Origin of the sequence: Acidaminococcus fermentans DSM 20731 (assembly GCF_000025305.1) — a bacterium.
Lineage (GTDB): Bacteria > Bacillota > Negativicutes > Acidaminococcales > Acidaminococcaceae > Acidaminococcus > Acidaminococcus fermentans.
This window is the reverse complement of record NC_013740.1, coordinates 532,746-556,460: the sequence shown is the minus strand read 5'-3', so window position 1 is coordinate 556,460 and position 23,715 is coordinate 532,746. Positions and strand designations below refer to the sequence as shown.

Genomic DNA, 23,715 nt, shown 5'->3' with positions numbered 1-23,715 from the left:
CAGCTTCGCTGGCTTCCTTCGGCAGTTGACCGTTGACAGCTGACCACCGACAGAATTTACTTTTAAAAACAATTCTTCAAATGATTCAGAGAAATTTTCCCATACAGATCCAGGATTTCGATGATATCGAACCGGCTCCGGTACCGGAACACCTGGTTTTCCCTGAGATAGCACCAGGCGGTTTTCCGGAGACGGATCTGTTTTTCCCGGGTCACGGCCGCAGCGGGACGGCCGAATTTCAGACTGTGCCGGGTCTTCACTTCCACAAAAGCCAGGACGCCCCGGTACCGGGCAATGATGTCGATTTCTCCCCAGCTGCTCCGGTAGTTCCGATCCAGGATTTCATACCCCCGGGTTTCCAGATAGCGGACAGCCGCATCCTCTCCCCAGTTGCCAAATCGGCGGCGCTGGTGGACCATGACTGTTTCCTCCTTTCAGCATGATGCAAAGCCAGTTCTGCTGGCATCCTTCAGCCGTTGACAGGCTGTTGCAAAGGCAACATCCCTTTACTTCAGCTGCAGCAGCTGATTTTCGCTGACGCTTTCTTCTTCCAGGTCCATGGATTTCAGCGGTTCGAAACTTCTCCGGTGCCAGGGCGTGGGCCCGCAGTCCAGGATGGCCTGGATGTGCCGGGCGGTGCCGTATCCCTTGTGTTTGGCAAAACCATACTGGGGATACTGCCGGTCCATGTCCTCCATGAGATGATCCCGGGTCACCTTGGCAATGATGGAAGCCGCTGCCACAGCCGCACTTCTGCTGTCTCCGTGGACCAGATCTTCCACCTCCATGCCCGGGATCTCCAGGGGCATGGCATCGGTGACGGCTGCCTGGGGCCGGACCTTCAGATGGGTCAGGCACAGGGTCATGGCGGTTTTGGCCGCCTGGTAGATGTTCAGCCGGTCGATTTCCCGGGGCCCCAGGATGCTCACGGTCACACTCACCGCCTGTTCCAGGATTTCCCCGTACAGGATTTCCCGCCGGGCCGCCGTGACTTTCTTGGAATCGTTGAGGCCCGGCAGCCAGATGGAATGGGGCAGGATCACAGCAGCCGTTACCAGCGGACCGGCCAGAGGTCCCCGGCCCGCTTCATCGCAGCCGGCCACCTGGTCCATGCCCCTTGCCCAGAAGGCCCGTTCCAGATCCTGGAATCTTTCCAGCCGTTCCCGTTCCTCTGCCTGGGCCTTCTGTTTCCGGTCATAGGTTTCCAGCAGCTTCCGGACTCCGGCCCGGGAATCCTGCCGCCACCGTTCCAGTTCGGCAGGTTCCGGCCTCCCCTTCAGTTTTTCCCGGATCTGCTGGATGCTTTCTCCTGTTCCCATGGTCAGGCCTCTTCCCGGGGCGGCGCTTCCAGGGTAAAAGAACCCAGTTTCCCCGTCTTGAAGTCCCGGAGGATCATCTGGATGGTCTTGTTCATGTCCAGGACGCCGCCGGCTTTCAGACAGCCCCGGGCCCGGGCGATTTTTTCTTCCACGGTTTCCACCGTATCTTCCGGAGCCAGTTCAATCCTGTAACTGGCGGACAATTCCTGAGGATACAGTTTCAGCAGCCGCTGGACCAGGATATGGACGGCAGTTTCCTGATCGAACACCTCTTCCCGGATGGCTCCGGTGACCGCCAGACAGAATCCGGTTTCCGGATTGTCGAACTTGGGCCACAACACCCCCGGGGTATCCAGCAGTTCCAGCCCCTTGCCCAGGATCACCCACTGGGGTCCCCGGGTCACCCCCGGCTTGTTCTGGGCCGCTGCCTTGTTCTTGCCCAGCAGACGGTTGATCAGGGTGGATTTCCCCACATTGGGGATCCCCACGATCATGACCCGGATGGAGCGGTTCCGGACCCCTTTTTTCCGCCATTTTTCCAGGGTGGGTTCCCCGGCTTTCTGGATGGCGCTGACCAGGGCCTTGACTCCTTTGCCTTTCTGGCAGTCCACTTCCAGGGCTGTAAAGCTGTTTTTCTTGAAATAAGACAGCCAGGCCTGGGTCCGTTCCGGATCTGCCATATCCGTTTTGTTCAGCACCACGATTTTCTGCTTGGCGCCGATCAGCTGCTGGAGCATGGGGTTGGCACTGGACCGGGGAATCCGGGCATCCAGCAGTTCCACCACCACATCCACCAGTTTCAGGTTGGCTTCCATCATCCGCTTGGCTTTGGTCATGTGACCGGGGAACCACTGGATGTGGAATTTCTTTCCGCTGATTGTATTTTCCATGAAAACTTCCTTTCTGATCCAATCAGGCAGTCCGCACTGCCCGCCAATATGCATAGGCTCCATTATACCATGATTCCCTGTGAGAAGCGAATTCTGGAAAAATCGGGTCATTATTGGGAATTTGGTGCAGTAAAAGGGGGTGTGAAAAAATAGCTTTCACACTCCCTGTCAACGGTCAGCTGACAAAAAAAAGGGTGTTGCACAGAACGTGCAACACCCCCCCCTTTATCACGGCAGCGCCCTTACCTGGCCCAGGGGCCAGAAAATCACGCTGGCCTTGCCTTTGACCAGGCTCAGGTCCACAAAACCCACATCCCGGAACCGGCTGTCTTCCGAATTGTTCCGGTTGTCCCCCATGACAAAGATATGGCCGACAGGAACGGTGGTCCTGGGCAGGTTGGTATGGAAGGGTTCCCGGATGTAGCTTTCATCCAGGGCTTCCCCGTTCACATAGGTCTTCCCGTCCCGGATCTCAATGGTATCTCCGCCCACGGCAATGACCCGCTTGATGAAATCCCGGCGGGTATCACTGGGATACTTGAATACGATGATCTCCCCCCGTTTGGGCTGGCGGGTGTAATAGACCAGTTTGTTCACCAGCAGCCGTTCCCGGTCCTGGAGGGTATTCATCATGGAAGGTCCGGATACCATATAGGGTTCCACCAGGAAGGTACGGATCCCGAAGGCCAGGACCACCGCCACGATGATAGAGATCAGCCAGTCACTGACCGTATCCTGCCAGGAGCCGGATTTCTTTTCTTCGCTCATGACGTTCTCCTTTGCAACAATAAAAAAGGCAGTTGCCGGAGCAACTGCCTCATTGATCCGATTACCGACGTTCTCTGATACGAGCGGCTTTACCGGTCAGTTTACGCAGATAATACAGTTTGGCTCTGCGTACCACACCTCTGTGGGATACAACGATCTTTTCCAGACGCGGGGAATGAACAGGGAACATTCTTTCCACGCCCACGCCGGAAGCAACACGGCGGACGGTGAACATTTCCCGGGCACCGGAACCGCTCCGGGCGATGCAGACGCCTTCAAACAGCTGAACCCGTTCACGGGTACCTTCCACAACCTTCACATATACCTTCAGGGTATCGCCAGGACGGAATTCGGGAATGTCGGAACGCAGCTGTTCCTTTTCGATTGCTTCAATAACGTTCATTTATATTTTCCTCCTCAGAATCCAAGACGTTCATGTCTAGCCACGTGCTAACAGCGGACCGCCCGTTAATGCATACGCTGTATTATACCATACAGCCGGCTCCCAGTGCAACCGGAAAACCTGGGTTTCTTCAGTCTTCCCGGTGCCTCTGGGACTTCTCTTTTTCTTCTTCTTTCATGGCCAGGAACAGTTTCCCATCCCCCTTCTGCCACTGCATGGACCGCAGCAGCTCCGGACGGTAGCGGCAGGTGGCCCGCAGGCTTTCCTTCCGCCGCCATTGGCCGATTTTTGCGTGGTCGCCGGAGAGCAGGAGCTCCGGCACGGATTTCCCTCTGTACGCCACCGGCCGGGTGTACTGAGGATATTCCAGCAGACTGTGGTGGAAGGAATCCTCTTCCGCACTGACCTGTTTGCCCAGTACCCCGGGAATGAACCGGGCCACCGCATCCATGACGCACAGGGCCGGCAGTTCTCCCCCGGTAAGCACAAAGTCCCCGATGGAAAGCCGGAGATCCGCTTCCTCGAGGATCCGTTCATCAAATCCTTCGTAGTGTCCGCAGAGCAGGATCAGATCCCGTCCGCTCCCGGCCAGATCACACACCCGTTCCTGCCCAAGGGATTCTCCCACCGGCGTCATGGCCGCCACCAGGGCCCCCGGTGCCAGTTCCCGGGCCCGGTCCAAAGCCGCCAGAAAGGTCTGTGGCTTCAGCACCATGCCGGCTCCGCCCCCGCAGGTGGTATCATCCACACTCCGGTGACGGTCCGTGGCATAGTACCGGGGATCCACACACTCTACGGACAGCAGGCCTTCCCGGGCCGCCCGGCCCAGGATGCTCCATTCACAGGCGCTGCGGATCATTTCCGGAAACAGGGTAACAAAAACAAATTTCATATCAGATCCACTCCGGCAGCACTACGGTAATCTGCTTCTTTTCCCAGTCGATGTTCCGGATGTTGTCCCCAATGGCGGCCACCAGGATATCTTCCCCCTGGGGCGGAGCAATCACGAACACATCGGTGGAACCGGGACTGAGCACATCCTTCAGGGTCCCCACCGTTTCTCCTTCCGGAGTCACGGCGGCAAATCCGATGATGTCCCGGACGTAGAACTGGCCCTCCGGCAGGGGAGGCAGTTCTTCCGGACGCAGGACGATGGTCCGGCCCCGGAGGGTTTCCGCATCGTTCATGGAATCGATGCCTTCCACCTTCATCAGGTATACATTCTTGTGCTGACGAAGGCTGACCACCGTATATTCCCGACCATTGTCCAGGGTGATTTTTTTCATTTTGGCGTACCGCTCCGGATGATCCGTCTGCGGCATAATGCGAAATTCGCCCCGCACGCCATGCGGGGCGACAATTTTGCCAATCACGATATGCTGTTCCATAGGCTTATTCTCTGAACCCGACGACTTTGCCGTCTTCCACGACGATTTCCGCCCCCATCAGGGCTTCCAGGTCGCTGCCCACAGTGATTTCTACGGAACGTTCCAGTGTACCATGACCGACTTCACTGCCGATTTCCAGGTTTTCAGCCCGTTCCAGCTTGTCTTTCAGCTCCTGGAGAGCATGGCCCCGCTGGGCCTTCTCGTATTCGATCTGCTCCTGGAGCCCACGGACAGCTTCCGGACCGGCAGGGGCCTGTTCATTCAGTGCCCGCTTGGCATTGAACTGGAACTGTTCAAAATCCAATTCCGCCGCCTGGACCTGACGTTTCATATCTGCAATGATCTTGGCTTTCAGGTCTTCAGTGACCTTGGCCTTGATGACTACAGGCACCCGAACGATCATTTTATCCATGGTAACCACCTTTAGTCGATATCAACGATGACTTTCACGTTTTCGCGGGTAGCAGCTGCTTTCATCACCAGACGGATGGCCTTGGCAATGCGGCCTTGTTTGCCGATCACTTTACCCATATCTTCAGGCGCCACGTGGAGTTTCAGGATCACGGAAGATCCGGTCCTTTCTTCCTCCACCTGGACCTCGGAGGGATTATTCACGATAGCCTTAGCAATCACTTCAACTATCTCTTTCATAGTCTTCCTCCTTATTTGGCTGCCTTTTCGCCAGCCAGTTTCGCCATCAGACCCTGTTTGCTGAACATGGAGCGAACCGTATCAGTCGGTTGTGCCCCCTTCTTCATCCAGGACAGAGCTTTTTCTTCGTCGATGGTAACCACGGCGGGATCAACGGTAGAATCGTAGGTACCTACGGTTTCGATGAAACGGCCGTCACGGGGAGCCCGTTCGTCAGCAACGACGATACGATAGAAGGGGCTCTTTTTGGCACCCATACGTTTCAGACGGATTTTAACTGCCACAACATTCACCTCCTTGCCAGATTGGTTTTATTGCATGAAAGGCAGTTTGAATCTGCCCTTCCGTGCATACTTGTTCATGCCCTGCATGGTCTTCATGAGCTTTTTGCTCTCTTCGAACTGCTTCAGCAGCCGGTTCACATCCTGCACCCGCTGACCGCAACCGGCGGCAATGCGCTTGCGCCGGGACCCGTTGATGATACGGGGATTCTGCCGTTCCTGGGGCGTCATGGAATAGATGATGGCTTCCAGCCGACGGACTTCCTTGCCGTCCAGATCCACCCCTTCCAGCTGCTTGGCAAATTTTCCCATGCCGGGGATCATGCTGAGAATGGATTCCAGGGACCCCAGTTTCTTGACCTGTTTCATCTGATCCAGGAACATATCCAGGGTGAATTCATTCTTTTTCAGGGATTCTGCCATCTTCTTGGCAGAGTCCACATCGATGGCTTCCTGCGCCTTTTCGATCAGGGACAGTACATCCCCCATACCCAGGATCCGGGAAGCCATCCGGTCAGGATAGAAAGGCTGGAGAGCATCCAGTTTTTCCCCCATCCCCACGAACTTCACCGGGCAGTTGGTCACTGCCTTCACACTGAGTACGGCACCGCCCCGGGCGTCACCGTCCAGTTTGGTTACGATCAGCCCTGTGATGCCCAGGGCCTTGTTGAAGGAATCGGCCACCGTAACGGCGTCCTGACCGGTCATGGCATCCACCACCAGCAGGATCTCATCCGGGTTGACCGCAGTTTTCATGTCTTTCAGCTCATTCATCAGGGTTTCGTCCACATGGAGACGGCCGGCGGTATCGATGAGCACGGTATCGCACAGCAGGGCATTGGCCCGTTTCAGGGATTCTCTGGCGATTTCCACCGGAGAGACCTGATCCCCCATGGAAAAGACCGGCATATCCAGCTGTTTGCCAATGACTTCCAGCTGGGTGATGGCTGCAGGACGGTATACGTCACCGGCCACCATCAGCGGCTTTTTCCCGTTCTTTCTCAGGTAATTGGCCAGTTTGCCCACCGTGGTGGTCTTGCCGGCGCCCTGAAGCCCCACCAGCATGATGACCGTAGGCGGATTGGCCGCCACGTTCAGCTTGCTCTGGGTACCGCCCAGGAGCTCGATCAGCTCTTCATGGACGATTTTCACAATATATTGGCCGGGAGTGAGATTGGGGTCAACCTGCTGCCCCATGGCCCGCTCCCTGATCTTTGCGGTAAATTCCTTGACGACCTTGAAATTCACATCGGCTTCCAGGAGAGCCAGCCGCACTTCCCGCAGGGTCTCTTTCAGATCCTGTTCGGAAACGGTTTTCTGTCCCCGGAGCTTCTGGATGGCTGCCGTCAGTTTGTCAGTTAGGATTTCAAAAGCCATAGTTACCTGCTTTCGTCAATGATGCTTTTCAGGATGCCTTCCACCTTCCCCAGCCGGGGATCGGTGCTGTCACTGGTGCGGCAGGCTTCCAGGAGCTTTACGGCTCCCCGCAGCCGGAACTGCCGTTCCTGATCCTGGTGCAGCAGGTGGAGCCGGCTTTCGTACTTTTCCAGGGTCTGTTCCACCCGGCGCAGCAAATCATAGACCGCCTGCCGGCTGGTCCGGGTATTTTCCGCGATTTCCCCCAGTGACAGGTCATCGTAGAAATACTCTTCCATGATTTTCTGCTGTTTCTCCGTCAGCAGACCGCCATAGATGGCGTACAGCTGACCGAAGCGGATCCGTTTTTCAAAGCCTTCATCCTGCATGAATATCACCGGGTGCTATTGTACTATAAAGAGAAAAACCTGTCAAGGATTTTTCCTTGACAGGCGTGTTTTTTTCAAAAAAGACTTTCCTGGTCCGGTCCTTTCTTTCTGACGGTCTTTTTCTCCTCGCTGGGTCGGGGATTGGGAGTGAACAGGTCCCGGTCCCCGTACAGGACCTTCTTCTGGACCTCCAGATCCTCTTTCTCCCACCGGATGGCATGGCGGGTGTACTTTTTCAGCAGCGGGGACTGGGGATGGGTTTCCTTGTTCAGGTTCACCAGATCATAGGCTTCCGTGATCATCCGGCCCAGGACGGAGTTGACCCCGTTGGAGGAACTTTCCCGGACCAGGGCCTGGTATTCCTGGTACAGTTCCGGATCCTGCTGGAGGAACAGGAATACCTGATCCGTCAGCTGCCGGGTAAACCGGGACAGGAGTTTTTTTCCCAGTTTTTCCGTTTTCAGGTCGCTTGCCATAACTGCCTCCTGTTATTTCTCCCGGGCCCGGATCCGTGCCTTCATCCGTTCCACCGCAGCTCCAATATCTTCAGCTCCCAGGATGGCGCTGATCATGGCACAGCCTGCCGCTCCCTGATCCAGCACCTGATCCAGCTGGGCTTCATGGATGCCCCCGATGCCCACCACCGGGATTTTCACTGCCTGGACGATCTTTTCCAGCATCCCGGGTGCCAGCAGGGACGCATCCTTCTTGCTGCCGGTGGGATACAGGGCCCCCACGCCCAGATAATCGGCACCGCTTGCCTGGGCTTTCAGGGCTTCTTCCAGATTGTGGGCGGAGATGCCGATGATGGCTTCCGGCCCCAGTACGGAACGGGCTTTTTCGATGGCATCGTCTTCCTGTCCCAGATGGACCCCGTCCGCTTCCAGGATCCGGGCGGCCTCCACATTGTCGTCCACCAGGAAGGGCACCTGGTATTTCCGGCAGAGTTTCCGGACTTTCCGTCCTTCTGCCACCAGTTCTTCCAGCCCCATGTCCTTTTCCCGTAGCTGGAGCAGTGTCACACCGGCCCGGAGAGCTTCCTCCACCGCTTCATAGAAATCCCGTCCCCGGAGACAGTGCCGGTCCGTCACCAGGTACAGGCTCAGATCGAATTTTTTCATTTGCCTTCCTCCCATCCGGCTTTCCGGTACAAATCCACGAAATGATGGATGGGTCCATGGCCATGGCCCACCGCCAGTCCGTGCTGGATGCCCAGGGCCACATAGGCTTTGGCTTTTTCCACCGCTTCCGGCAGGGAGGCTCCGGCCGCCATTTCAGAAGCCAGGGCGGAGGACAGGCTGCAGCCGGTGCCGTGGGTGTTGGGATTGGCAAACCGCTGGCCCGGGAACCACTTGCCCTGGAGCCAGTTCCCTTCTCCGGGATACAGCAGGTAGTCGTCAGCGGTTTCCGCCAGGTGTCCCCCCTTCAGGAGTACGGCCCGGGCACCCTTCTGGCAGATCACCGCCGCTGCCTTCTCCATGTCTTCCCGGCTGTGGATGGAAAGACCCGACAGGGCTTCCCCTTCCTGCATGTTGGGGGTGATCAGGGTGGCCAGGGGCAGCAGCTTTTCCTGGAGATCCTTCCGGGCTTCTTTTTCCAGGAGATAACTGCCGGAGGTGGCCACCATCACCGGATCCACCACCAGAACAGGGGGTGCATACTGCTGCATTTTTTTGGCGATGGCACGGATCAGGGCGGAATTGGACACCATCCCCACCTTGACCCCGTCCACCCGGATATCCTGGAACACCGCATCGATCTGGGCTTCCACCACCTCCGGATCGATGTTCTGGATGGCCGTCACTCCGGTGGTGTTCTGGGCCGTCACAGCGGTGATCACGCTCATGCCGTAGCAGCCATGGGCGGCAAAAGTCTTCAGGTCTGCCTGGATGCCGGCGCCGCCGGAAGAATCCGACCCGGCAATGGTCAACAGATGGAACATGATTTTCTCCTTCTTTCATAAAGGGGGTTGCTGCACCATGTGGGCAGCAACCCCCGATCCGTTACTTCAGTTTCTTCACCATATCCACCACATGGTCCACGGTGAATCCGAATTCTTTGTACACTGTCTTGCCGGGGGCGGAAGCACCGAACCGGTCGATGCCCAGGACTCTGTCCTCACTGCCGGTATACCGGGCCCAGCCGGTGCGGACACCGGCTTCCAGTGCAATGGCCAGAACATCCTTGGGCAGGACTTTCTTCTTGTAGGCGCTGCTCTGCTGTTCGAACACATCCCAGCTGGGCATGGACACCACATTGACACCGATGCCCTTTTCTTCCAGGGCCTTCTGGGCATCCAGGGCCAGGTGGACTTCACTGCCGGTGGCAAGGAGGACGGCCTTCACCTTGTCTTTGGAAGACGGGCTCAGCACATAGGCTCCTTTGGGTGCTCCCTTGGCAATGGTCTTGGCATAGTCATGGAGCACCGGCAGCCCCTGACGGGTCAGCAGCAGGCAAGTGGGCTGCTTCCGGTTTTCGCAGGCGGCTTTCCAGGCCACAGCCGTTTCCAGGGCGTCCGCCGGACGGAATACGGACACATTGGGGATCAGCCGCAGGCTCATGGTCTGTTCAATGGGTTCATGGGTAGGACCGTCTTCCCCTACGAACACACTGTCATGGGTATAGACGAACACGCTGCCGATGCCCATCAGCGCCGCCATCCGCACCGTGGGACGCATGAAGTCAGCAAACACCAGGAAAGTGGCGCCGAAAGGCAGGATGCCTCCATGGAGACACAGGCCGTTGACGATACAGCCCATGGCATGTTCCCGGATGCCGAAGTGGATGTTCCGGCCGGTCCGGTCTTCTGCAGAGAAGAACCCCTTGCCCTTCATTTCCGTTTTGTTGGAAGGCCCCAGGTCGGCGCTGCCGCCGGTAAGGGCCGGGATCCGGTCCGCCAGCAGCTGGAGCACCGTGCCGGAAGCGGCCCGGGTGGCCACACTGTCCGTATCCTTGAAGGCACCCATCAGTTCCTTCAGATCCAGGTCCATTTTCCCGTCCAGCCGGTCGGTCAGTTCCTGGGCCAGTTCCGGATAGGCTTTGCTGTAGGCTTCCACCAGTTTGTTCCAGTCTTCTTCATTTTTCCGGCACTGGGGCAGTTTGGCGTCGAAATGGGCCTTCACTTCTTCCGGTACCACAAAGGACTGGCTGCCGTCCCAGCCGGCGGCTTCCTTGGTCTTTGCCACGTTTTCCGCACCCAGGGGTTCCCCGTGGGCACTGGCCATGTCCTGCCGGGGACTGCCGAACCCGATATGGGTCTTCACGATGATCAGGGACGGTTTCTTCGTTTCCTTTTTGGCGGCTTCGATGGCTTTGGTCAGGGCTTCCACATCTTCCGAAGAAGCCACCCGCAGGACCTGCCAGCCATAGGCTTTGAACCGGGCTCCCACATCTTCCCGGAAAGCGATGTCCGTGCCGCCTTCAATGGTGATCTTGTTGTCATCATACAGGAAGATCAGTTTGCCCAGCCCCAGGGTCCCTGCCAGGGAAGCGGCTTCGGAAGCCACCCCTTCCATCTGGTCCCCGTCGGAGGTGATGCCGTAGGTGTAATGGTCCACCACTTTGTACCCATCTCTGTTGTACCGGGCAGCCATCATTTCTTCCGCCATGGCCAGACCCACAGCCATGGCAAAGCCGTGGCCCAGAGGACCCGTGGACACATCCACCCCGGGGGTCACGCCGTATTCCGGATGGCCCGGAGTCTTGCTGCCCCACTGACGGAAGTTCTTCAGGTCTTCCAGGGACAGGTCATAGCCGGCCAGATGGAGCATGGCATAAAGCAGGGCACTGCCGTGGCCCGGAGACAGGACGAACCGGTCCCGGTCGAACCAGTTGGGGTTTTCAGGATTGTATTTCATGAACCGGTCCCAGATGGTGTACATCAGGGGTGCGGTTCCCAGAGGCAGTCCCGGGTGGCCGGAATTGGCCGCCTGCACCTCATCGATGGACAAAAAACGCAGGGTGTTGATGCTTTCAGTATCAATATTTTGCATGAAAAAAATCCCTCCATACCGGATATAAAAAATGCCAACTACAGTCATTCATTCTGATTATAGGCCATTTAATGGGGTAACGCAAGGGGTGCTGCTTCATGGGCAGCAGCACCCTTCACTGTTTCAGCAGCAGCACGCTCCCCAGAACGATCAGGCTGCCGCCCACCCAGGAATACAGGGTCAGGGTTTCTCCCCACAGCAGGACCCCGGCCAGGATGTGGAACAGGATCCCGGTGTACATGAGGAAATTCACCATGGTGGGATGGATGTGGGTGCAGCCCCAGGTCAGACACACCTGCCCCAAAAGGGCCGACAGGGCCAGTTCCAGGATCCACCCCCATTCCGCTCCCACCGGCAGGGCCCAATGTCCCAGTCCCATGAGCAGCAGGCCCCCCAGAGCACTGTACAGCTGGAAGTAAAACACCAGTTCCGTCTGGGTATGCCCGCCCCGTTCCGTCATGATCCCGATGCACACATAGGCACAGGCGGCAAAAAAGGCGGACAGGATCCCAAAGACCGCGAACAGATTGAAGGAATGGTAATTCCACACCTGGAGGACAATGGCCGCCCCCAGGGCAATCATTCCCAGCCGGGGCACCGCCCGTTTCTGAAGCTTCCCCTTCAGGAACACCGGGGACAGCAGGCACATGAAAAAGGCGGAAAGCTGGGTCAGGATCTCTGCATCCCCCAGGGTCAGTCCGTTGAGACAATAGAAGAAAAACAGCAGACAGGCACAGCCGAACAGTCCCCGGAGATGGAGCAGCAAATGGTCTTTTCCGGAAAACACCGGACGGGATTCCATCCGGGCCATAAAGGGCAGCAGCAGAAGCCCGATCACGCCCCGGAAGAACGTGATTTCCCCGGTCCCCAGATGGATCAGTTTTTTGGCCCCCACATCCATGGTGGTGAAGAACACCGCCGCCAGGATGGAAGCCAGAATGCCTTTTTTTGCCGTAGACAATGTCACCATGCTTTCCCCCAGTTCTCTTCCTTTCTTTTTAGTGTACAAAAGGGACTGTAGCATGAGCAACAGCCCTTGTCAACTGTCAACGGCCAAATGAGGCCAGCAAAGCTGACGTTGGATAATGGCAACAGTTGTATCAATCGTTTTCGTAGGGACGGCAGGCCCGGCCGCCCGCCAACTCAGCAGTTGACCATGTGTTTTGCGGGGCGCCGGGCCTGCGCCCCCTACAGTTTATGCTGTTTCAAAATCAATTTGCAAAGTTGATTTCCAGCGGCCGCTGAAAAAAAAGGGGCATGTGTGAGTTTTTCACACATGCCCCCCCTTATCTTATTTCTTTTCTGCCGCTGCCTTGGCGTCGGCAATGATCTTTTCCGCCAGTCTGGGCGGCACATCTTCATAATGGTCGAATTTCATTTCAAAGGTCCCGGTCCCCTGTGTCAGTGCCCGGAGATCCACTGCATAATCCAGGATTTCCGCATAGGGCACCTGTGCCTTGACCACAGCCCGGCCGTCTTCTGCGGACTGCATCCCCAGGATCCGTCCCCGTTTGCTGTTCAGGTCGGAGATGATATCCCCGGTCATCCGTTCATCACAATACACATCCAGGTTGTAATAGGGTTCCATCAGTACCGGTTTGGACAGTTCCGCCGCTTTCTGGAACGCCATGTGGGATGCCACTTTGAAGGCCATTTCCGAAGAGTCCACCGTATGGTAGGAACCATCCAGCAGGGTGATCTTCAAATCCACCACCGGGTATCCTGCCAGGATCCCGTGTTCCATGGATTCCTTCATGCCCTTTTCCACTGCCAGGATATACTGCCGGGGCACGGCGCCGCCAAAGATCTTGTCCTCGAACACGAACCCGGATCCCGGAGGCAGGGGTTCCATCTTGATGACCACATGGCCGTACTGCCCGTGGCCGCCGGTCTGTTTCTTGTATTTGCCTTCCACTTCCGCAGAACCCCGGATGGTTTCCCTGTATTCCACCATGGGCGGTTTCAGCACGGCATCCACCCCGAATTTCCGTTTCATCCGCTCCATCAGGATATCCAGATGCTGGTCCCCCATGCCGCTGATCAGGGTTTCCTTGGTCACCGGGTTCCGGCTGACGATGAAGGTGGGATCTTCATCCATCAGTTTGTTCAGGGCCGATGCGATCTTGTCTTCGTCCCCCTTCTTTTTGGGAGCGATGGCCCGGCTGTACATGGGCAGCGGATATTCAATGGGAGCGAACTGCACCGGTGTCTCTTTGGCGCTCAGGGTATCCCCGGTCATGGTAAACTGGAGACGGGAAATCACTCCGATATCCCCGGCAGGGATCTGTTTCATGGGGATCTGGTTCTTGCCCCGGAGGGTGCAGATGGTCCCCACTTTTTCCACTTCATCCCGGCTGGCGTTGTACACGGAGCTGTCGGCTTTGATGACCCCGGAGAACACCCGGACGAAACTCATCCGGCCCACAAAGGGATCGGAGGTGGTCTTGAACACCAGGGCCGCCAGCGGGGCGTTGGAATCCCGCCGTTCCACTTCACCATTCTTCAGGTTGGTCACATGGTATTCGTTCAGGATAGCCGGGAAGGTGTAGTCCACAATGGCGGACAGGGTCCGGCCCAGTCCGATGTTCTTGAAGGCGGAGCCGCAAAGCACCGGGAAGATGATGCCCTGCCGGATGCCCTTCACCAGACAGCTCATCACTTCTTCATCGGAAATGGGTTCTCCTTCCAGATACCGTTCCATGATTTCATCATCGGCTTCCACTGCCGCTTCCACCATTTTGTCATGGGCATCCTGGACCCAGTCCTTCATGTCGTCCGGGACTTCGATTTCGTCAGCCCCGTTGCCGTTGCCCTTGTAGGCTTTCTGGTTGAACACGTCGATGACCCCGCAGAAATTCTCTTCCTTGCCCAGGGGCAGTTCCAGGGGCAGGATCCGTTTACCGATCTTGGCCCGGAGATTGTCCAGGATATTGTCATAATCCGCATTTTCCCGGTCCATCTTGTTGACAAAGATCAGCCGGGGCAGCCCGGCTTCTTCCGCCAGTTTCCAGCACTGTTCCGTGCCGATCTGGACACCGCTGGTGGCACTGACCACGATCAGCACGCTGTCCACCGCCCGGAACGCCCCCTTCACTTCCGCCACGAAATCCGCAAAGCCCGGGGTATCGATGAAGTTGATCTTCACATCCCGCCATTCCACAGGAGCCAGGGTGGCGCTGACAGAGACTCCCCGTTTGATTTCTTCCGGTTCAAAGTCCGTGGTGGTCTGTCCGTCTTCCACTTTGCACATCCGGCTGATGGCCCCGCTGCGATAGAGCAGCGCTTCCGTCAGGGAAGTGGTGCCTGCGCCCCCATGACCTACAATTGCCACGTTTCTGATTTTATCACCTGTATACTCTTTCACTGTACAGCCCCCTTTGTTCCGTATGGTTGTGGGATTGCCGGCTGCCGAAGCCAGAGTCCCAAACTGTCTGATGGTACTCTTTTTCGGGGCTCCTTCCCGTTTTTCCTGCTTTTAACAGAAAATTTTCCCTATTCTCCCAAAAGAAAAAGGAATGTGTAACGATAGATACACATTCCTTTAGTCGAGGGCTGTTTCTCACGCAACAGTCCCCTCACGCATTGAATATCCTTTCGAACCGGCCGTCGAACTGGGTGACGGCTGCGGCCCGGATCACTTCTTTGGCGATTGACGGATTCCCCATGGCCCACTGGGCCGCTTTCCGGGCTTCCACCAGGGTATCCGTATCCCGGAGGATGTCCGCAATGTACAGGTCGCTGAGCCCGTGCTGCCGCAGCCCGAAGAACTGGCCGGCCCCCCGGAGCTCCAGGTCCTTTTCCGCCAGCAGAAATCCGTCACTGCAGCTGCGCATGATCTGGAGCCGTTCCAGGGTCACCGGATTGGTGGAGGCCGTCAGCAGCACACAGTAGGACTGGGCGCTGCCCCGGCCCACCCGGCCCCGGAGCTGGTGCATCTGGGCCAGGCCGAACCGGTCCGCCCCCTCGATGACCATCAGGGTGGCGTTGGGCACGTTCACCCCCACTTCCACCACGGTGGTGGTGATCAGCACCTTGGTCTCGTTCCGGGCGAAGCTTTCCATCACCGCATCCTTTTCTTCCGGTTTCAACCGTCCGTGGAGCAGGCCACAGGGAATCCCCCGGAGATAGGTGGAGGTCAGTTCCTCATAGAGTTCCTCCGCCGCCTTGGCATCCACCCCTTCGCTTTCCTCGATCAGCGGGCATACCACATAGGCCTGATGGCCCTCCCGGATCTGATGGACCATTCCCTGATACACCGCCGGCCGTTTCTCCTCCGTATAGCACAGGGTCCGGACCGGTTTCCGTCCCGGGGGCAGCCCCTTCATCAGGGACACATCCAGGTCTCCGTACACCGTGAGGGCCAGGGTACGGGGAATGGGCGTGGCGGTCATGACCAGCACATGGGGCGCGTACTGGCTCTTGGCCTGGAGTTTGGCCCGCTGAGCCACCCCGAACCGGTGCTGTTCGTCGGTAATGGCCAGGGCCAGGGAGTGGAACACCACCTTGTCCTGGATCAGAGCATAGGTCCCCACTACCGCCTGGATGGAACCATCCGCCAGCCCTTCCAATACCTGCCGGCGGGTTTTGGCAGAAAGTCCCCCGGTCAAAAGGGCCGTACGGATGCCGGCCGGTTCCAGCACCTTCTGCATCTCCTGGTAGTGCTGCTCTGCCAGGATTTCCGTAGGCGCCATCAGGCATCCCTGATAGCCGTTCTCCACCGCCTTGGCCAGGGCCAGGAGAGCCAGGGCCGTTTTCCCGGAGCCCACATCCCCCTGGACCAGCCGATTCATGGGCTCCGGACTCTGCATATCATCGTCGATTTCCTGCCAGGCTTTTTTCTGGCTGTCCGTCAGGGAAAAGCCCAGGTTGTCCAGAACCTTCCGGACCAGCGTCCCGCACCGGGCCATTTTAATGCCCTGGCTGTCCTTCTTGATCTCCACCCGGTGGTGGAGCAGGCCGCACTGGAGAAAGAACAGTTCCTCGAAAATCAGCCGCTGCCGGGCCTTTTCCAGAAGTTCCGGACTTTTGGGAAAGTGGATGTTCTCCAGGGCTTCCAGCCGGGGCAGGAACTGTTTGGCCCGGAGGATTTTTTCCGGCAGGCATTCCGGCAGTTCCTTCCGGGCCAGGGCCAGGGCCTGGCGCACTGCTCCCCGGACCTGGTTCTGGGTCAGGCTGCCGGTGAGGGCATAGGTGGGAAGAATCCCCGGTGCTTCCGCTCCGTCCTCTTTTACATGGGACAGGGACGCCCCCGTAACGCTTTTGGCCGTGCGTCCCGGCATCACCTTGCCGATGACCAGCACCTCATCCCCGGTGTGATAGACCCGGGTCATGTAGGTCTGGGCCCCGAACAGGACGATTTCCGCAAACCCGGTGCCGTCCCCGATGGTGATGGTGGCGTACTTCAGGTTCCGGGCACTCCGCCGGTTGTTCATCCGTACGATGGTCCCCCGGAACAGCTGCATTTCCCCTCCGGTGGTCAGCTCACCGATGGTCCGGATATGGGAATAATCCAGATAGCATCCCTGCCGGGGAAAATGGTTCAGCAGGTCGCCGATGGTTACAACATTGATATTTTCGAATTCCAGGGCCTTTTTGGGCCCGATGCCTTTGAGTCTGGTTACTGGTTCCTGCCACCACATGGTCATTTTCTCCTTTTCTCATGGTTTTCTACTTGCAATTATAATCCAATTTGTGTTAAAATAGCTACATTGAGTTTTAAAAATAAAGCATTGCCTTATAACTTGAAGGAGGTGGGACCATGGCATGCATCTGTGAAATCTGCAACAAAGGTGAGCTGTCCGGCAACAACGTCAGCCATTCCAATAGACATGTAAAACGTTCTTGGAAACCTAACGTTCAAAAGGTTAAAGCGGTGGTAGACGGTGAAGTGAAGAGCATCAACGTGTGCACTCGCTGCTTACGTTCCGGCAAGGTAACCCGCGCCATCTAAGCTATAGGTTACGACATAAAAAAGCTGGCTGCTTCGGCAGTCAGCTTTTTTTGTTACAGTTTTGCCCCGCAGAAGGGACAGAAAGCCACGTTCTTCGGCAGGGCCGCATGGCACTGGGGGCAGATCCGCCGGTCCAGATAGGCCTGGGCCTTTTCTTCGAACAGGGCTACGAACTTGTCCGTTTCCCGGTTCTGGGGTGTCAGGCTGTAGACTTCCATCCGCTTTTTATGGATGTCCAAGATCACCGTACACCCCTGTTCCAGGGGCTGCACGGCAAACACGATTTCCTTCCGCTTGGGTTTCCCGAACAGGAAGGATTTTTCTTCGGAAACCAGGGATCCGTTCAGGAGCATCCCGGCATCATCCTGCTGGGCCACATCCACCTGCATCTCCCGGCACACCTGGAGTCCCAGTTCCCAGGCCACTGCCGGAGCCAGGTTGTAGACCTGCTCCACAAAACTGCCGCCGCTGCCTTTTACCTGCATGTTCCCACCTCCCGTCTCAGCTGAGGGTAATGATCAGCACCGGATCATGCCCGGCCTGCACCGGACCGGATGGCACCTTTTCCATTTTGCCCACCTTATTTCCGTTGGTGATCACCATGGGGGTGGCAAGATCACAGCCGGCCTTTTCCAGACATTCCTGGTCAAAGGCCAGCAGGGGCTGCCCCATTTTGACCATATCCCCGGTTTTCACCAGGGCACGGAATCCCTTTCCCTGCTGTTCCACCGTATTCACGCCCACATGGAGCAGGATCTCCAGTCCATGTCCTTCCGTCAGGGCAATGGCATGGGCCGTATCCGGCACATAGGTGATTTTTCCGTCACAGGGAGCCACCAGTTCTCCTTTTTCCGGCCGGACGGCCACCCCATCCCCCAGCATTTTCTGGGCAAAGGCCTGGTCCGGAACCTGTTCCAGGGGAATCACCATCCCGGTCACCGGAGCCATCAGCTTCACTTTCGTCTTTCTGAAAAACAATCCCATAGTATGATCTCCTTGTTTCTGTGTGTACGGTATCATTGTAGCATAGAAAGGGGCTGTGAAAAAATGAGAAATCATTTTTTCACAGCCCCTTTTTTGTCAGCTGTCAACGGTCAGCTGTCAGCAGTCCCCTTTTTTTATTTCAAGCAAGCCTTCCGGGACAGGTTCAGCCGTCCTTTGGAATCGATTTCCACCAGTTTGACCACGATTTCATCGCCCACATTGACCACGTCTTCCACTTTTTCCACCCGTTCCTTGGCCAGCTGGGAAATGTGTACCAGCCCTTCCCGGCCGGGCATGAATTCCACAAAGGCCCCGAAGTTCATGATCCGGGTCACTTTGCCGGTATAGATCTTGCCCACTTCCGGTTCCGCAGTGATATCCTGGATGGTCTTGATGGCCGCATCAGCAGATTCGCTGTCAGCAGCGGCAATGTATACGGTGCCGTCATCGTTGATGTCGATCTGGGCTCCGGTATCTTCCACGATTTTCTTGATAATCTTGCCCCCAGGCCCGATGATGTCTTTGATCTTCTCCGGGTTCACCTTGATGGTGGTGATCTTGGGCGCATATTTCTTCAGCTGTTTCCGGGGTTCCGCAATGCATTCCAGCATCTTGCCCAAGATGAAGGCACGGCCTTTCTTGGCCTGGGCCAGGGCAGCCTGGAGGATGTCCTTGGTCAGTCCGTCCACTTTGATATCCATCTGGATGGCGGTGATCCCTTTGGAGGTACCGGCCACCTTGAAGTCCATATCCCCGTTGGCATCTTCCAGCCCCTGGATATCGGTGAGGATGGTGAAGTTTTCTCCTTCCTTCACCAGGCCCATGGCCACGCCGGAAACAGGCGCCTTGATGGGCACGCCGGCATCCATCAGGGACAGGGTGCTGGCGCAGGTGCTGGCCATGGAGGAAGACCCGTTAGATTCCAGCACTTCAGACACCAGACGGATGGTGTAGGGGAATTCTTCTTCAGAGGGAATCACCGGCAGCAAAGCCCGTTCTGCCAGGGCCCCATGGCCGATTTCCCGGCGGCCCGGGCTGCGCAGAGGTTTGGTTTCGCCCACGCTGTAGGGCGGGAAGTTGTAGTGGTGGATGTACCGTTTCTGGATGTCGCCGGCCAGGGTTTCCAGGTTCTGTGCTTCCCGGAGAGGCGCCAGAGCCAGGCAGTTGAGCACCTGGGTCTGTCCACGGGTAAACAGGCTGCAGCCGTGCGGACGGGCCAGGAGACCCACTTCGCAGCTGATGGGACGGACTTCGTCCAGGGCACGGCCGTCCGGACGGATCTTGTCCACGGTGATGATGTGCCGGAATACCCGTTTCACCAGTTTGGCCACCACATGGGCAATGTCGATTTCATTGTCCGGATACAGTTCCGTAAAGTGGGCCAGGATCTCTTCCTTGGCTTCGCTGACCATTTTGTCCCGGTGCAGTTTGTCCGGATCCATCAGGGCATCGTGGATCTTGGGTTCCCCGTAGGCTTCGATTTCCTTCGCCAATTCTTCAGGAGGCGTGTAGACCTCAAAGTCCATTTTGGGCTTGCCCACTTCCGCCTGGATCTTTTCCTGGAATTCCACCAGTTTCTTGATTTCCCCATGGGCAAACCAGATGGCATCCAGCATCACTTCTTCGGAAACTTCCTTGGCTCCGGCTTCCACCATCAGGATGGCATCCTTGGTGCCGGCCACTGCCAGGTTCAGTTCGCTGACCTTGGCCTGTTCCACCGTAGGTTCCACAATGAACTGGCCGTCGATGAGCCCCACCCGCACACCGGCAATGGGCCCTTCAAAGGGAATATCGGAAATGGACAGGGCACAGGATGCACCGATCATGGCCGGAATGTCCGGAGCGTTGTCCGGATCCACGGATACCGCCGTGCATACGATCTGCACATCGTTGTGGTACCCGTCCGGGAACATGGGACGGATGGGCCGGTCGATGAGCCGGGAAGTCAGGATGGCCGTTTCTGCCGGCCGCCCTTCTCTCCGCAGGAACCCGCCGGGGATTTTGCCCACCGCATACATTTTTTCTTCAAAATCCACTGTCAGCGGGAAGAAATCCACCCCTTCCCTGGGAGTATCGGTCCCCGTTGCAGCCACCACCACGGCGGTTTCGCCGTAGCGGACCAGAACAGCCCCATTGGCCTGTTTGGCAATCTTACCGGTTTCAATGGTAAGGGTCCGGCCTCCAAAATCCGTGCTAAAACTATGCATCCTCTGCATCCTCCTTCTGTTTCACTCTTGACATTATGGGTAGATTATACTACACCGGCGGGGAAAAAGCCATAAAAGGGGGGTGAAAATATATTTTTCACACCCCGTCGCGGGCCAAGGGTCATGGGTCGCGGGCCTGGACAGCCATGTCGCAACTCCATGCAGCATACAAGAAGCTGGACTTCCCTCTTCTTTCAACAAAAAAGTGTTGTCCGTCCAAAAAGCACGAACAACACTTCTTCAAATTTTAGTTCTATTTCTCAAAATGCACAAACAGGGTCATTTCGACAAGCATTGGAAAATCCCGTTGATTGCCGACAAGCCCGCTTCCGGTGCTGCGAACCAGGACCTTATTTCTCCTCTTCCTTCTCCAGGGCATCCTTCAGGGTGTGCCAGGCAAGGACCGCGCATTTTACCCGGGCGGGCATGTTGGAGATGTTTTTCAGGGCGATGGCTTCGTCCAGTTCTTCCAGCTTGCCGTCATCCGTTTCTTCCCGCTTGATCATGGCCAGGAACAGATCCACCAGCCGGAGAGCTTCCTTGACGGATTTCCCCCGGATCAGATCGATCATGATATCCGTGGATGCCTGGCTGATGGCACAGCCGTGGCCGGTATAGGCGGCATCTTTGATGATCCCGTCCTGGATATCCGCCTGGAGGGTGATGTCATCCCCGCAGCTGGGATTGTGACCGTGTTCCTGGAGATTATGGGGATCCAGCTCATGTTTGTTGGCCTGATCCTGATTGTGTTCCAGGATAATGTCAGAATACAGTTGGTTCATGTCTTCCATTATCGTTCACCTGTTTCCTTCTATCAATCTTTGAAGCCCATGACTTTCCGGACTTCCGGCAGTTTGGAAAGGAAATAATCCACTTCTTCCAGGGTGTTGTAGATGTAGAAGCTGACCCGGTTGGACGCTTCCACATGGAGATGGGCCCCCAGAGGCTGGGCACAGTGGTGTCCGCTGCGGATGGCAATGCCGTAGCTGTCCAGGATGGTGGCCGCATCGTGGGGATGGACCCCGTCGATGGTAAAGGAGATGACCCCGGTCTTTTCTTTGGGATCCGTGCTCCCCAGGATATGGATATGGGGCATCTTCAGCATCCCTTCCAGGCACCGGTCGGTCAGTTCCCGTTCGTGTTCCTCCACCTGGTCCATGCCGATGTCGTTCAGGTAATCGATGGCCGCATGGAGGGCCACGGCCCCTTCCACATTCTGAGACCCGGCTTCGAACTTGTAGGGCAGTTCATTGAAGCTGGTGGTCTGTTCCTGGACATATTCGATCATATCCCCGCCCAGCAGGAAGGGTTCCATTTCTTCCAGCAGGGCCTTTTTCCCGTACACCACCCCGGTGCCGGTGGAACCCAGCATCTTGTGGCCGGAAAAAACGTAGAAGTCGCAGTCCAGATCCTGGACATCCGTCTTCATGTGGGGGGTGGACTGGGCTCCATCCACAATGGCGATGGCCCCCACCTTGTGGGCCCGTTCCACCACTTCCTTCACCGGCCGCACCATGCCCAGCACGTTGCTCACCGCTGCAAAGGAAACGATTTTGGTCCGTTCGTCGATCTTGGCCAGATCTTCTTCCGTAAAGTGCCCGGTTTCATCCAGGTACATATAGACCAGTTCCGCACCGGTCTTCCGGCAGGCTCTCTGCCAGGGAACCAGGTTGGAATGGTGTTCGGAAATGGGGATCACCACTTTGTCGCCCTTTTTCAGATGGGTTTCCCCATAACTCCGGGCAATCAGGTTCAGGCCTTCGGTGGAGTTCCGCACAAAGATCACTTCTTCGAAATGCTTGGCGTTGATGAACTTCCGCACCGCTTCCCGGGCCTTGTCATACAGTTCCCCGGCTTCGATGGACAGCACATGGGCTCCCCGGTGGGGGTTCCCGTTGTGGTGTTCCAGCAGGTCCACCAGAGCATGGATCACCTGATAGGGTTTCTGGGTGGTGGCCGCATTGTCCAGGTACACCAGAGGATGTCCGTTGTGGACTTTAGTCAAGATGGGGAAATCTCTGCGTACATTTATCATGGCAATTTCCTTTCTGGTGGCAGAACTGCATTTTCGTCCGTACAGCCTGGAGCGCCCTGTTTTCCAGATTTTCATCTCCCAGCTGGTCGATTACCGGCCGGATGTTGCTTTCCACGATGATCAGCTGGGCACCGGCTTCATTGAAGCCCCGGCTCATCAGATAGAAGAGCATATCCTGGTCGATCTGGCCGGAACTGGAGGCATGGTTGCCCACCACATCATCTTCCTTGCACAGAAGCAAAGGAACGGAAATGGAATGGACGCCCTTGTTCAGCAGCAGGCACACGTCGGATTCGTTGCCCACAGCCTTCTTGCCGCCCCGGAGGAAATCGATGGTCCCCCGGAAATATTTCTTGCTTTTGCCCATCAGTGCACCGGTGGTCAGGATGTCCGTATCCGTCTTGCAGCCCTTGTTGGGCACCCAGTAGGAATAGTCGAACAGCTGGTCATCGCTGCCCAGATACATGGAAGCGCTTTTGAATTCCGCTTCGTCGTGATCCAGATCCGTGCGCACGTACACCAGGTTCTGACGGCCGCCCACTTCAGCGCTGACAAACTTCACACGGGCTTCCTTCCCTTCCCGGGTCAGCCGCTGATCGATGTGCCGGACCTGTTCCCCGTGCACCTGGACCTTGCTGATGGTAACCTGGGCCCCGTCTTCCGCTTCCACAAACTGGAGCAGGTTCACCAGACCCTCTGCCGCATCTCCTTCAAACAGCTCGTACACATGGAGCCGGCTATCCTTCCCTGCCTGGATCTTCAGCTGCCCCACCAGACGGGGAACCGCTTCCGTTACCGTATAGTTGATCCACACAGAAGCTTCTTCCCCTGCAGGGACCGTTACGCTGCAGTTCACATTGCCACCCTGCCGGGCCTGGGCCAGGGCTTCCGCACTGGCACCCTGGAAATCCCCCAGATCCGGCAGCCCGTTGCCTTCATAGGTGCGTACCTCTGCCGTGCCTTCCTGACGGACGGCCAGTTCCACCGGCGCCAGGGCTTTTTCAGCCAGGGGATCCAGTTCCAGGTGGTTCACTTTCATCCACCGGAAAGTGGGACGCGGAAGTGCGTTGAATTGTTCTTTGGTCATGATCTCCGCCTCCCT

At 57.0% G+C, this 23,715-nt stretch carries 26 protein-coding genes; 1 reads left to right on the top strand and 25 read right to left on the bottom strand.

What is annotated here, in order from left to right:
- Positions 1-62: 62 nt before the first annotated feature.
- The 19 genes from ACFER_RS02515 to recG all read right to left on the bottom strand — a co-directional run bounded on the left by ACFER_RS02515 (position 63) and on the right by recG (position 17,076).
- A complete protein-coding gene (locus tag ACFER_RS02515; protein ID WP_012937869.1) occupies positions 63-419 on the bottom strand; it encodes a YraN family protein in 357 nt (118 codons plus the stop codon).
- Positions 420-506: 87 nt separating this feature from the next.
- On the bottom strand, positions 507-1,319 hold the full coding sequence (locus ACFER_RS02510) for a ribonuclease HII (protein WP_012937868.1): 813 nt from the start codon (positions 1,317-1,319) through the stop codon (positions 507-509).
- A gap of 2 nt (positions 1,320-1,321) precedes the next feature.
- Positions 1,322-2,209: a ribosome biogenesis GTPase YlqF gene (ylqF, locus tag ACFER_RS02505; protein WP_012937867.1), complete on the bottom strand. Its 888-nt coding sequence runs from the start codon at positions 2,207-2,209 to the stop codon at positions 1,322-1,324.
- A 228-nt stretch (positions 2,210-2,437) separates the two neighbouring features.
- Complete coding sequence (gene lepB / locus ACFER_RS02500; protein WP_012937866.1) at positions 2,438-2,977, bottom strand: signal peptidase I; 540 nt, start codon at positions 2,975-2,977, stop codon at positions 2,438-2,440.
- 61 nt (positions 2,978-3,038) lie between these two features.
- On the bottom strand, positions 3,039-3,380 hold the full coding sequence (gene rplS / locus ACFER_RS02495) for a 50S ribosomal protein L19 (protein WP_012937865.1): 342 nt from the start codon (positions 3,378-3,380) through the stop codon (positions 3,039-3,041).
- A 130-nt stretch (positions 3,381-3,510) separates the two neighbouring features.
- A complete protein-coding gene (gene trmD, locus ACFER_RS02490) occupies positions 3,511-4,272 on the bottom strand; it encodes a tRNA (guanosine(37)-N1)-methyltransferase TrmD (RefSeq protein WP_012937864.1) in 762 nt (253 codons plus the stop codon).
- Between the two features lies 1 nt (position 4,273).
- The gene (gene rimM / locus ACFER_RS02485; RefSeq protein ID WP_012937863.1) at positions 4,274-4,768 is read right to left on the bottom strand and encodes a ribosome maturation factor RimM; all 495 of its coding nucleotides are present in this window, start codon (positions 4,766-4,768) and stop codon (positions 4,274-4,276) included.
- Positions 4,769-4,772: 4 nt separating this feature from the next.
- Positions 4,773-5,180, bottom strand: coding sequence for a YlqD family protein (locus ACFER_RS02480; RefSeq protein WP_012937862.1), 408 nt, complete (start codon positions 5,178-5,180; stop codon positions 4,773-4,775).
- Between the two features lie 11 nt (positions 5,181-5,191).
- Positions 5,192-5,419 (bottom strand): KH domain-containing protein, encoded by a 228-nt coding sequence (locus ACFER_RS02475; RefSeq protein ID WP_012937861.1) that lies wholly within the window; start codon positions 5,417-5,419, stop codon positions 5,192-5,194.
- A gap of 11 nt (positions 5,420-5,430) precedes the next feature.
- The gene (rpsP, locus tag ACFER_RS02470; protein ID WP_012937860.1) at positions 5,431-5,703 is read right to left on the bottom strand and encodes a 30S ribosomal protein S16; all 273 of its coding nucleotides are present in this window, start codon (positions 5,701-5,703) and stop codon (positions 5,431-5,433) included.
- A 27-nt stretch (positions 5,704-5,730) separates the two neighbouring features.
- Positions 5,731-7,077, bottom strand: coding sequence for a signal recognition particle protein (gene ffh / locus ACFER_RS02465; RefSeq protein WP_012937859.1), 1,347 nt, complete (start codon positions 7,075-7,077; stop codon positions 5,731-5,733).
- Between the two features lie 2 nt (positions 7,078-7,079).
- Positions 7,080-7,445, bottom strand: a complete 366-nt coding sequence (gene ylxM, locus ACFER_RS02460) for a YlxM family DNA-binding protein (RefSeq protein ID WP_012937858.1) — start codon at positions 7,443-7,445, stop codon at positions 7,080-7,082.
- A gap of 74 nt (positions 7,446-7,519) precedes the next feature.
- Complete coding sequence (locus ACFER_RS02455; protein WP_012937857.1) at positions 7,520-7,921, bottom strand: hypothetical protein; 402 nt, start codon at positions 7,919-7,921, stop codon at positions 7,520-7,522.
- Between the two features lie 12 nt (positions 7,922-7,933).
- Positions 7,934-8,566, bottom strand: a complete 633-nt coding sequence (gene thiE, locus ACFER_RS02450; RefSeq protein ID WP_012937856.1) for a thiamine phosphate synthase — start codon at positions 8,564-8,566, stop codon at positions 7,934-7,936.
- The gene (gene thiD / locus ACFER_RS02445) at positions 8,563-9,387 is read right to left on the bottom strand and encodes a bifunctional hydroxymethylpyrimidine kinase/phosphomethylpyrimidine kinase (RefSeq protein WP_012937855.1); all 825 of its coding nucleotides are present in this window, start codon (positions 9,385-9,387) and stop codon (positions 8,563-8,565) included. The genes thiE and thiD overlap by 4 nt, the downstream gene beginning before the upstream one ends.
- Positions 9,388-9,448: 61 nt before the next feature.
- Positions 9,449-11,437, bottom strand: a complete 1,989-nt coding sequence (gene tkt / locus ACFER_RS02440; protein ID WP_012937854.1) for a transketolase — start codon at positions 11,435-11,437, stop codon at positions 9,449-9,451.
- Between the two features lie 115 nt (positions 11,438-11,552).
- Complete coding sequence (locus ACFER_RS02435; RefSeq protein ID WP_041666075.1) at positions 11,553-12,407, bottom strand: DMT family transporter; 855 nt, start codon at positions 12,405-12,407, stop codon at positions 11,553-11,555.
- Positions 12,408-12,728: 321 nt separating this feature from the next.
- On the bottom strand, positions 12,729-14,801 hold the full coding sequence (gene fusA / locus ACFER_RS02430; protein WP_012937852.1) for an elongation factor G: 2,073 nt from the start codon (positions 14,799-14,801) through the stop codon (positions 12,729-12,731).
- A 211-nt stretch (positions 14,802-15,012) separates the two neighbouring features.
- Entirely contained in the window at positions 15,013-17,076 is a 2,064-nt protein-coding gene (recG, locus tag ACFER_RS02425; RefSeq protein ID WP_012937851.1) for an ATP-dependent DNA helicase RecG, read from the bottom strand.
- Between the two features lie 119 nt (positions 17,077-17,195).
- Here recG and rpmB point away from each other — a divergent pair, with 119 nt between their 5' ends.
- On the top strand, positions 17,196-17,387 hold the full coding sequence (gene rpmB, locus ACFER_RS02420; protein WP_012937850.1) for a 50S ribosomal protein L28: 192 nt from the start codon (positions 17,196-17,198) through the stop codon (positions 17,385-17,387).
- Positions 17,388-17,440: 53 nt separating this feature from the next.
- Here rpmB and ACFER_RS02415 read toward each other — a convergent pair whose 3' ends face one another.
- From ACFER_RS02415 to ACFER_RS02390, 6 genes are all read right to left on the bottom strand, one after another.
- A complete protein-coding gene (locus ACFER_RS02415) occupies positions 17,441-17,872 on the bottom strand; it encodes a zinc-ribbon domain-containing protein (protein ID WP_012937849.1) in 432 nt (143 codons plus the stop codon).
- 16 nt (positions 17,873-17,888) lie between these two features.
- Positions 17,889-18,371 (bottom strand): PTS sugar transporter subunit IIA, encoded by a 483-nt coding sequence (locus ACFER_RS02410; protein ID WP_012937848.1) that lies wholly within the window; start codon positions 18,369-18,371, stop codon positions 17,889-17,891.
- A gap of 134 nt (positions 18,372-18,505) precedes the next feature.
- A complete protein-coding gene (locus ACFER_RS02405) occupies positions 18,506-20,578 on the bottom strand; it encodes a polyribonucleotide nucleotidyltransferase (protein ID WP_012937847.1) in 2,073 nt (690 codons plus the stop codon).
- Between the two features lie 350 nt (positions 20,579-20,928).
- The gene (sufU, locus tag ACFER_RS02400) at positions 20,929-21,369 is read right to left on the bottom strand and encodes a Fe-S cluster assembly sulfur transfer protein SufU (protein ID WP_012937846.1); all 441 of its coding nucleotides are present in this window, start codon (positions 21,367-21,369) and stop codon (positions 20,929-20,931) included.
- A gap of 23 nt (positions 21,370-21,392) precedes the next feature.
- Positions 21,393-22,613, bottom strand: coding sequence for an aminotransferase class V-fold PLP-dependent enzyme (locus ACFER_RS02395; protein ID WP_012937845.1), 1,221 nt, complete (start codon positions 22,611-22,613; stop codon positions 21,393-21,395).
- Complete coding sequence (locus ACFER_RS02390) at positions 22,576-23,700, bottom strand: SufB/SufD family protein (RefSeq protein WP_012937844.1); 1,125 nt, start codon at positions 23,698-23,700, stop codon at positions 22,576-22,578. The genes ACFER_RS02395 and ACFER_RS02390 overlap by 38 nt, the downstream gene beginning before the upstream one ends.
- Positions 23,701-23,715 lie beyond the last annotated feature (15 nt).

Excerpts from the sequence above, each read along its gene's own strand:
- ACFER_RS02515 (WP_012937869.1), bottom strand. The coding sequence starts at position 419 with ATGGTCCACCAGCGCCGCCGATTTGGCAACTGGGGAGAGGATGCGGCT.
- ACFER_RS02510 (WP_012937868.1), bottom strand. The coding sequence starts at position 1,319 with ATGGGAACAGGAGAAAGCATCCAGCAGATCCGGGAAAAACTGAAGGGG.
- ylqF (WP_012937867.1), bottom strand. The coding sequence starts at position 2,209 with ATGGAAAATACAATCAGCGGAAAGAAATTCCACATCCAGTGGTTCCCC.
- lepB (WP_012937866.1), bottom strand. The coding sequence starts at position 2,977 with ATGAGCGAAGAAAAGAAATCCGGCTCCTGGCAGGATACGGTCAGTGAC.
- rplS (WP_012937865.1), bottom strand. The coding sequence starts at position 3,380 with ATGAACGTTATTGAAGCAATCGAAAAGGAACAGCTGCGTTCCGACATT.
- trmD (WP_012937864.1), bottom strand. The coding sequence starts at position 4,272 with ATGAAATTTGTTTTTGTTACCCTGTTTCCGGAAATGATCCGCAGCGCC.
- rimM (WP_012937863.1), bottom strand. The coding sequence starts at position 4,768 with ATGGAACAGCATATCGTGATTGGCAAAATTGTCGCCCCGCATGGCGTG.
- ACFER_RS02480 (WP_012937862.1), bottom strand. The coding sequence starts at position 5,180 with ATGGATAAAATGATCGTTCGGGTGCCTGTAGTCATCAAGGCCAAGGTC.
- ACFER_RS02475 (WP_012937861.1), bottom strand. The coding sequence starts at position 5,419 with ATGAAAGAGATAGTTGAAGTGATTGCTAAGGCTATCGTGAATAATCCC.
- ffh (WP_012937859.1), bottom strand. The coding sequence starts at position 7,077 with ATGGCTTTTGAAATCCTAACTGACAAACTGACGGCAGCCATCCAGAAG.
- ylxM (WP_012937858.1), bottom strand. The coding sequence starts at position 7,445 with ATGCAGGATGAAGGCTTTGAAAAACGGATCCGCTTCGGTCAGCTGTAC.
- ACFER_RS02455 (WP_012937857.1), bottom strand. The coding sequence starts at position 7,921 with ATGGCAAGCGACCTGAAAACGGAAAAACTGGGAAAAAAACTCCTGTCC.
- thiE (WP_012937856.1), bottom strand. The coding sequence starts at position 8,566 with ATGAAAAAATTCGATCTGAGCCTGTACCTGGTGACGGACCGGCACTGT.
- thiD (WP_012937855.1), bottom strand. The coding sequence starts at position 9,387 with ATGTTCCATCTGTTGACCATTGCCGGGTCGGATTCTTCCGGCGGCGCC.
- tkt (WP_012937854.1), bottom strand. The coding sequence starts at position 11,437 with ATGCAAAATATTGATACTGAAAGCATCAACACCCTGCGTTTTTTGTCC.
- ACFER_RS02435 (WP_041666075.1), bottom strand. The coding sequence starts at position 12,407 with ATGGTGACATTGTCTACGGCAAAAAAAGGCATTCTGGCTTCCATCCTG.
- recG (WP_012937851.1), bottom strand. The coding sequence starts at position 17,076 with ATGTGGTGGCAGGAACCAGTAACCAGACTCAAAGGCATCGGGCCCAAA.
- rpmB (WP_012937850.1), top strand. The coding sequence starts at position 17,196 with ATGGCATGCATCTGTGAAATCTGCAACAAAGGTGAGCTGTCCGGCAAC.
- ACFER_RS02415 (WP_012937849.1), bottom strand. The coding sequence starts at position 17,872 with ATGCAGGTAAAAGGCAGCGGCGGCAGTTTTGTGGAGCAGGTCTACAAC.
- ACFER_RS02410 (WP_012937848.1), bottom strand. The coding sequence starts at position 18,371 with ATGGGATTGTTTTTCAGAAAGACGAAAGTGAAGCTGATGGCTCCGGTG.
- ACFER_RS02405 (WP_012937847.1), bottom strand. The coding sequence starts at position 20,578 with ATGCATAGTTTTAGCACGGATTTTGGAGGCCGGACCCTTACCATTGAA.
- sufU (WP_012937846.1), bottom strand. The coding sequence starts at position 21,369 with ATGGAAGACATGAACCAACTGTATTCTGACATTATCCTGGAACACAAT.
- ACFER_RS02395 (WP_012937845.1), bottom strand. The coding sequence starts at position 22,613 with ATGATAAATGTACGCAGAGATTTCCCCATCTTGACTAAAGTCCACAAC.
- ACFER_RS02390 (WP_012937844.1), bottom strand. The coding sequence starts at position 23,700 with ATGACCAAAGAACAATTCAACGCACTTCCGCGTCCCACTTTCCGGTGG.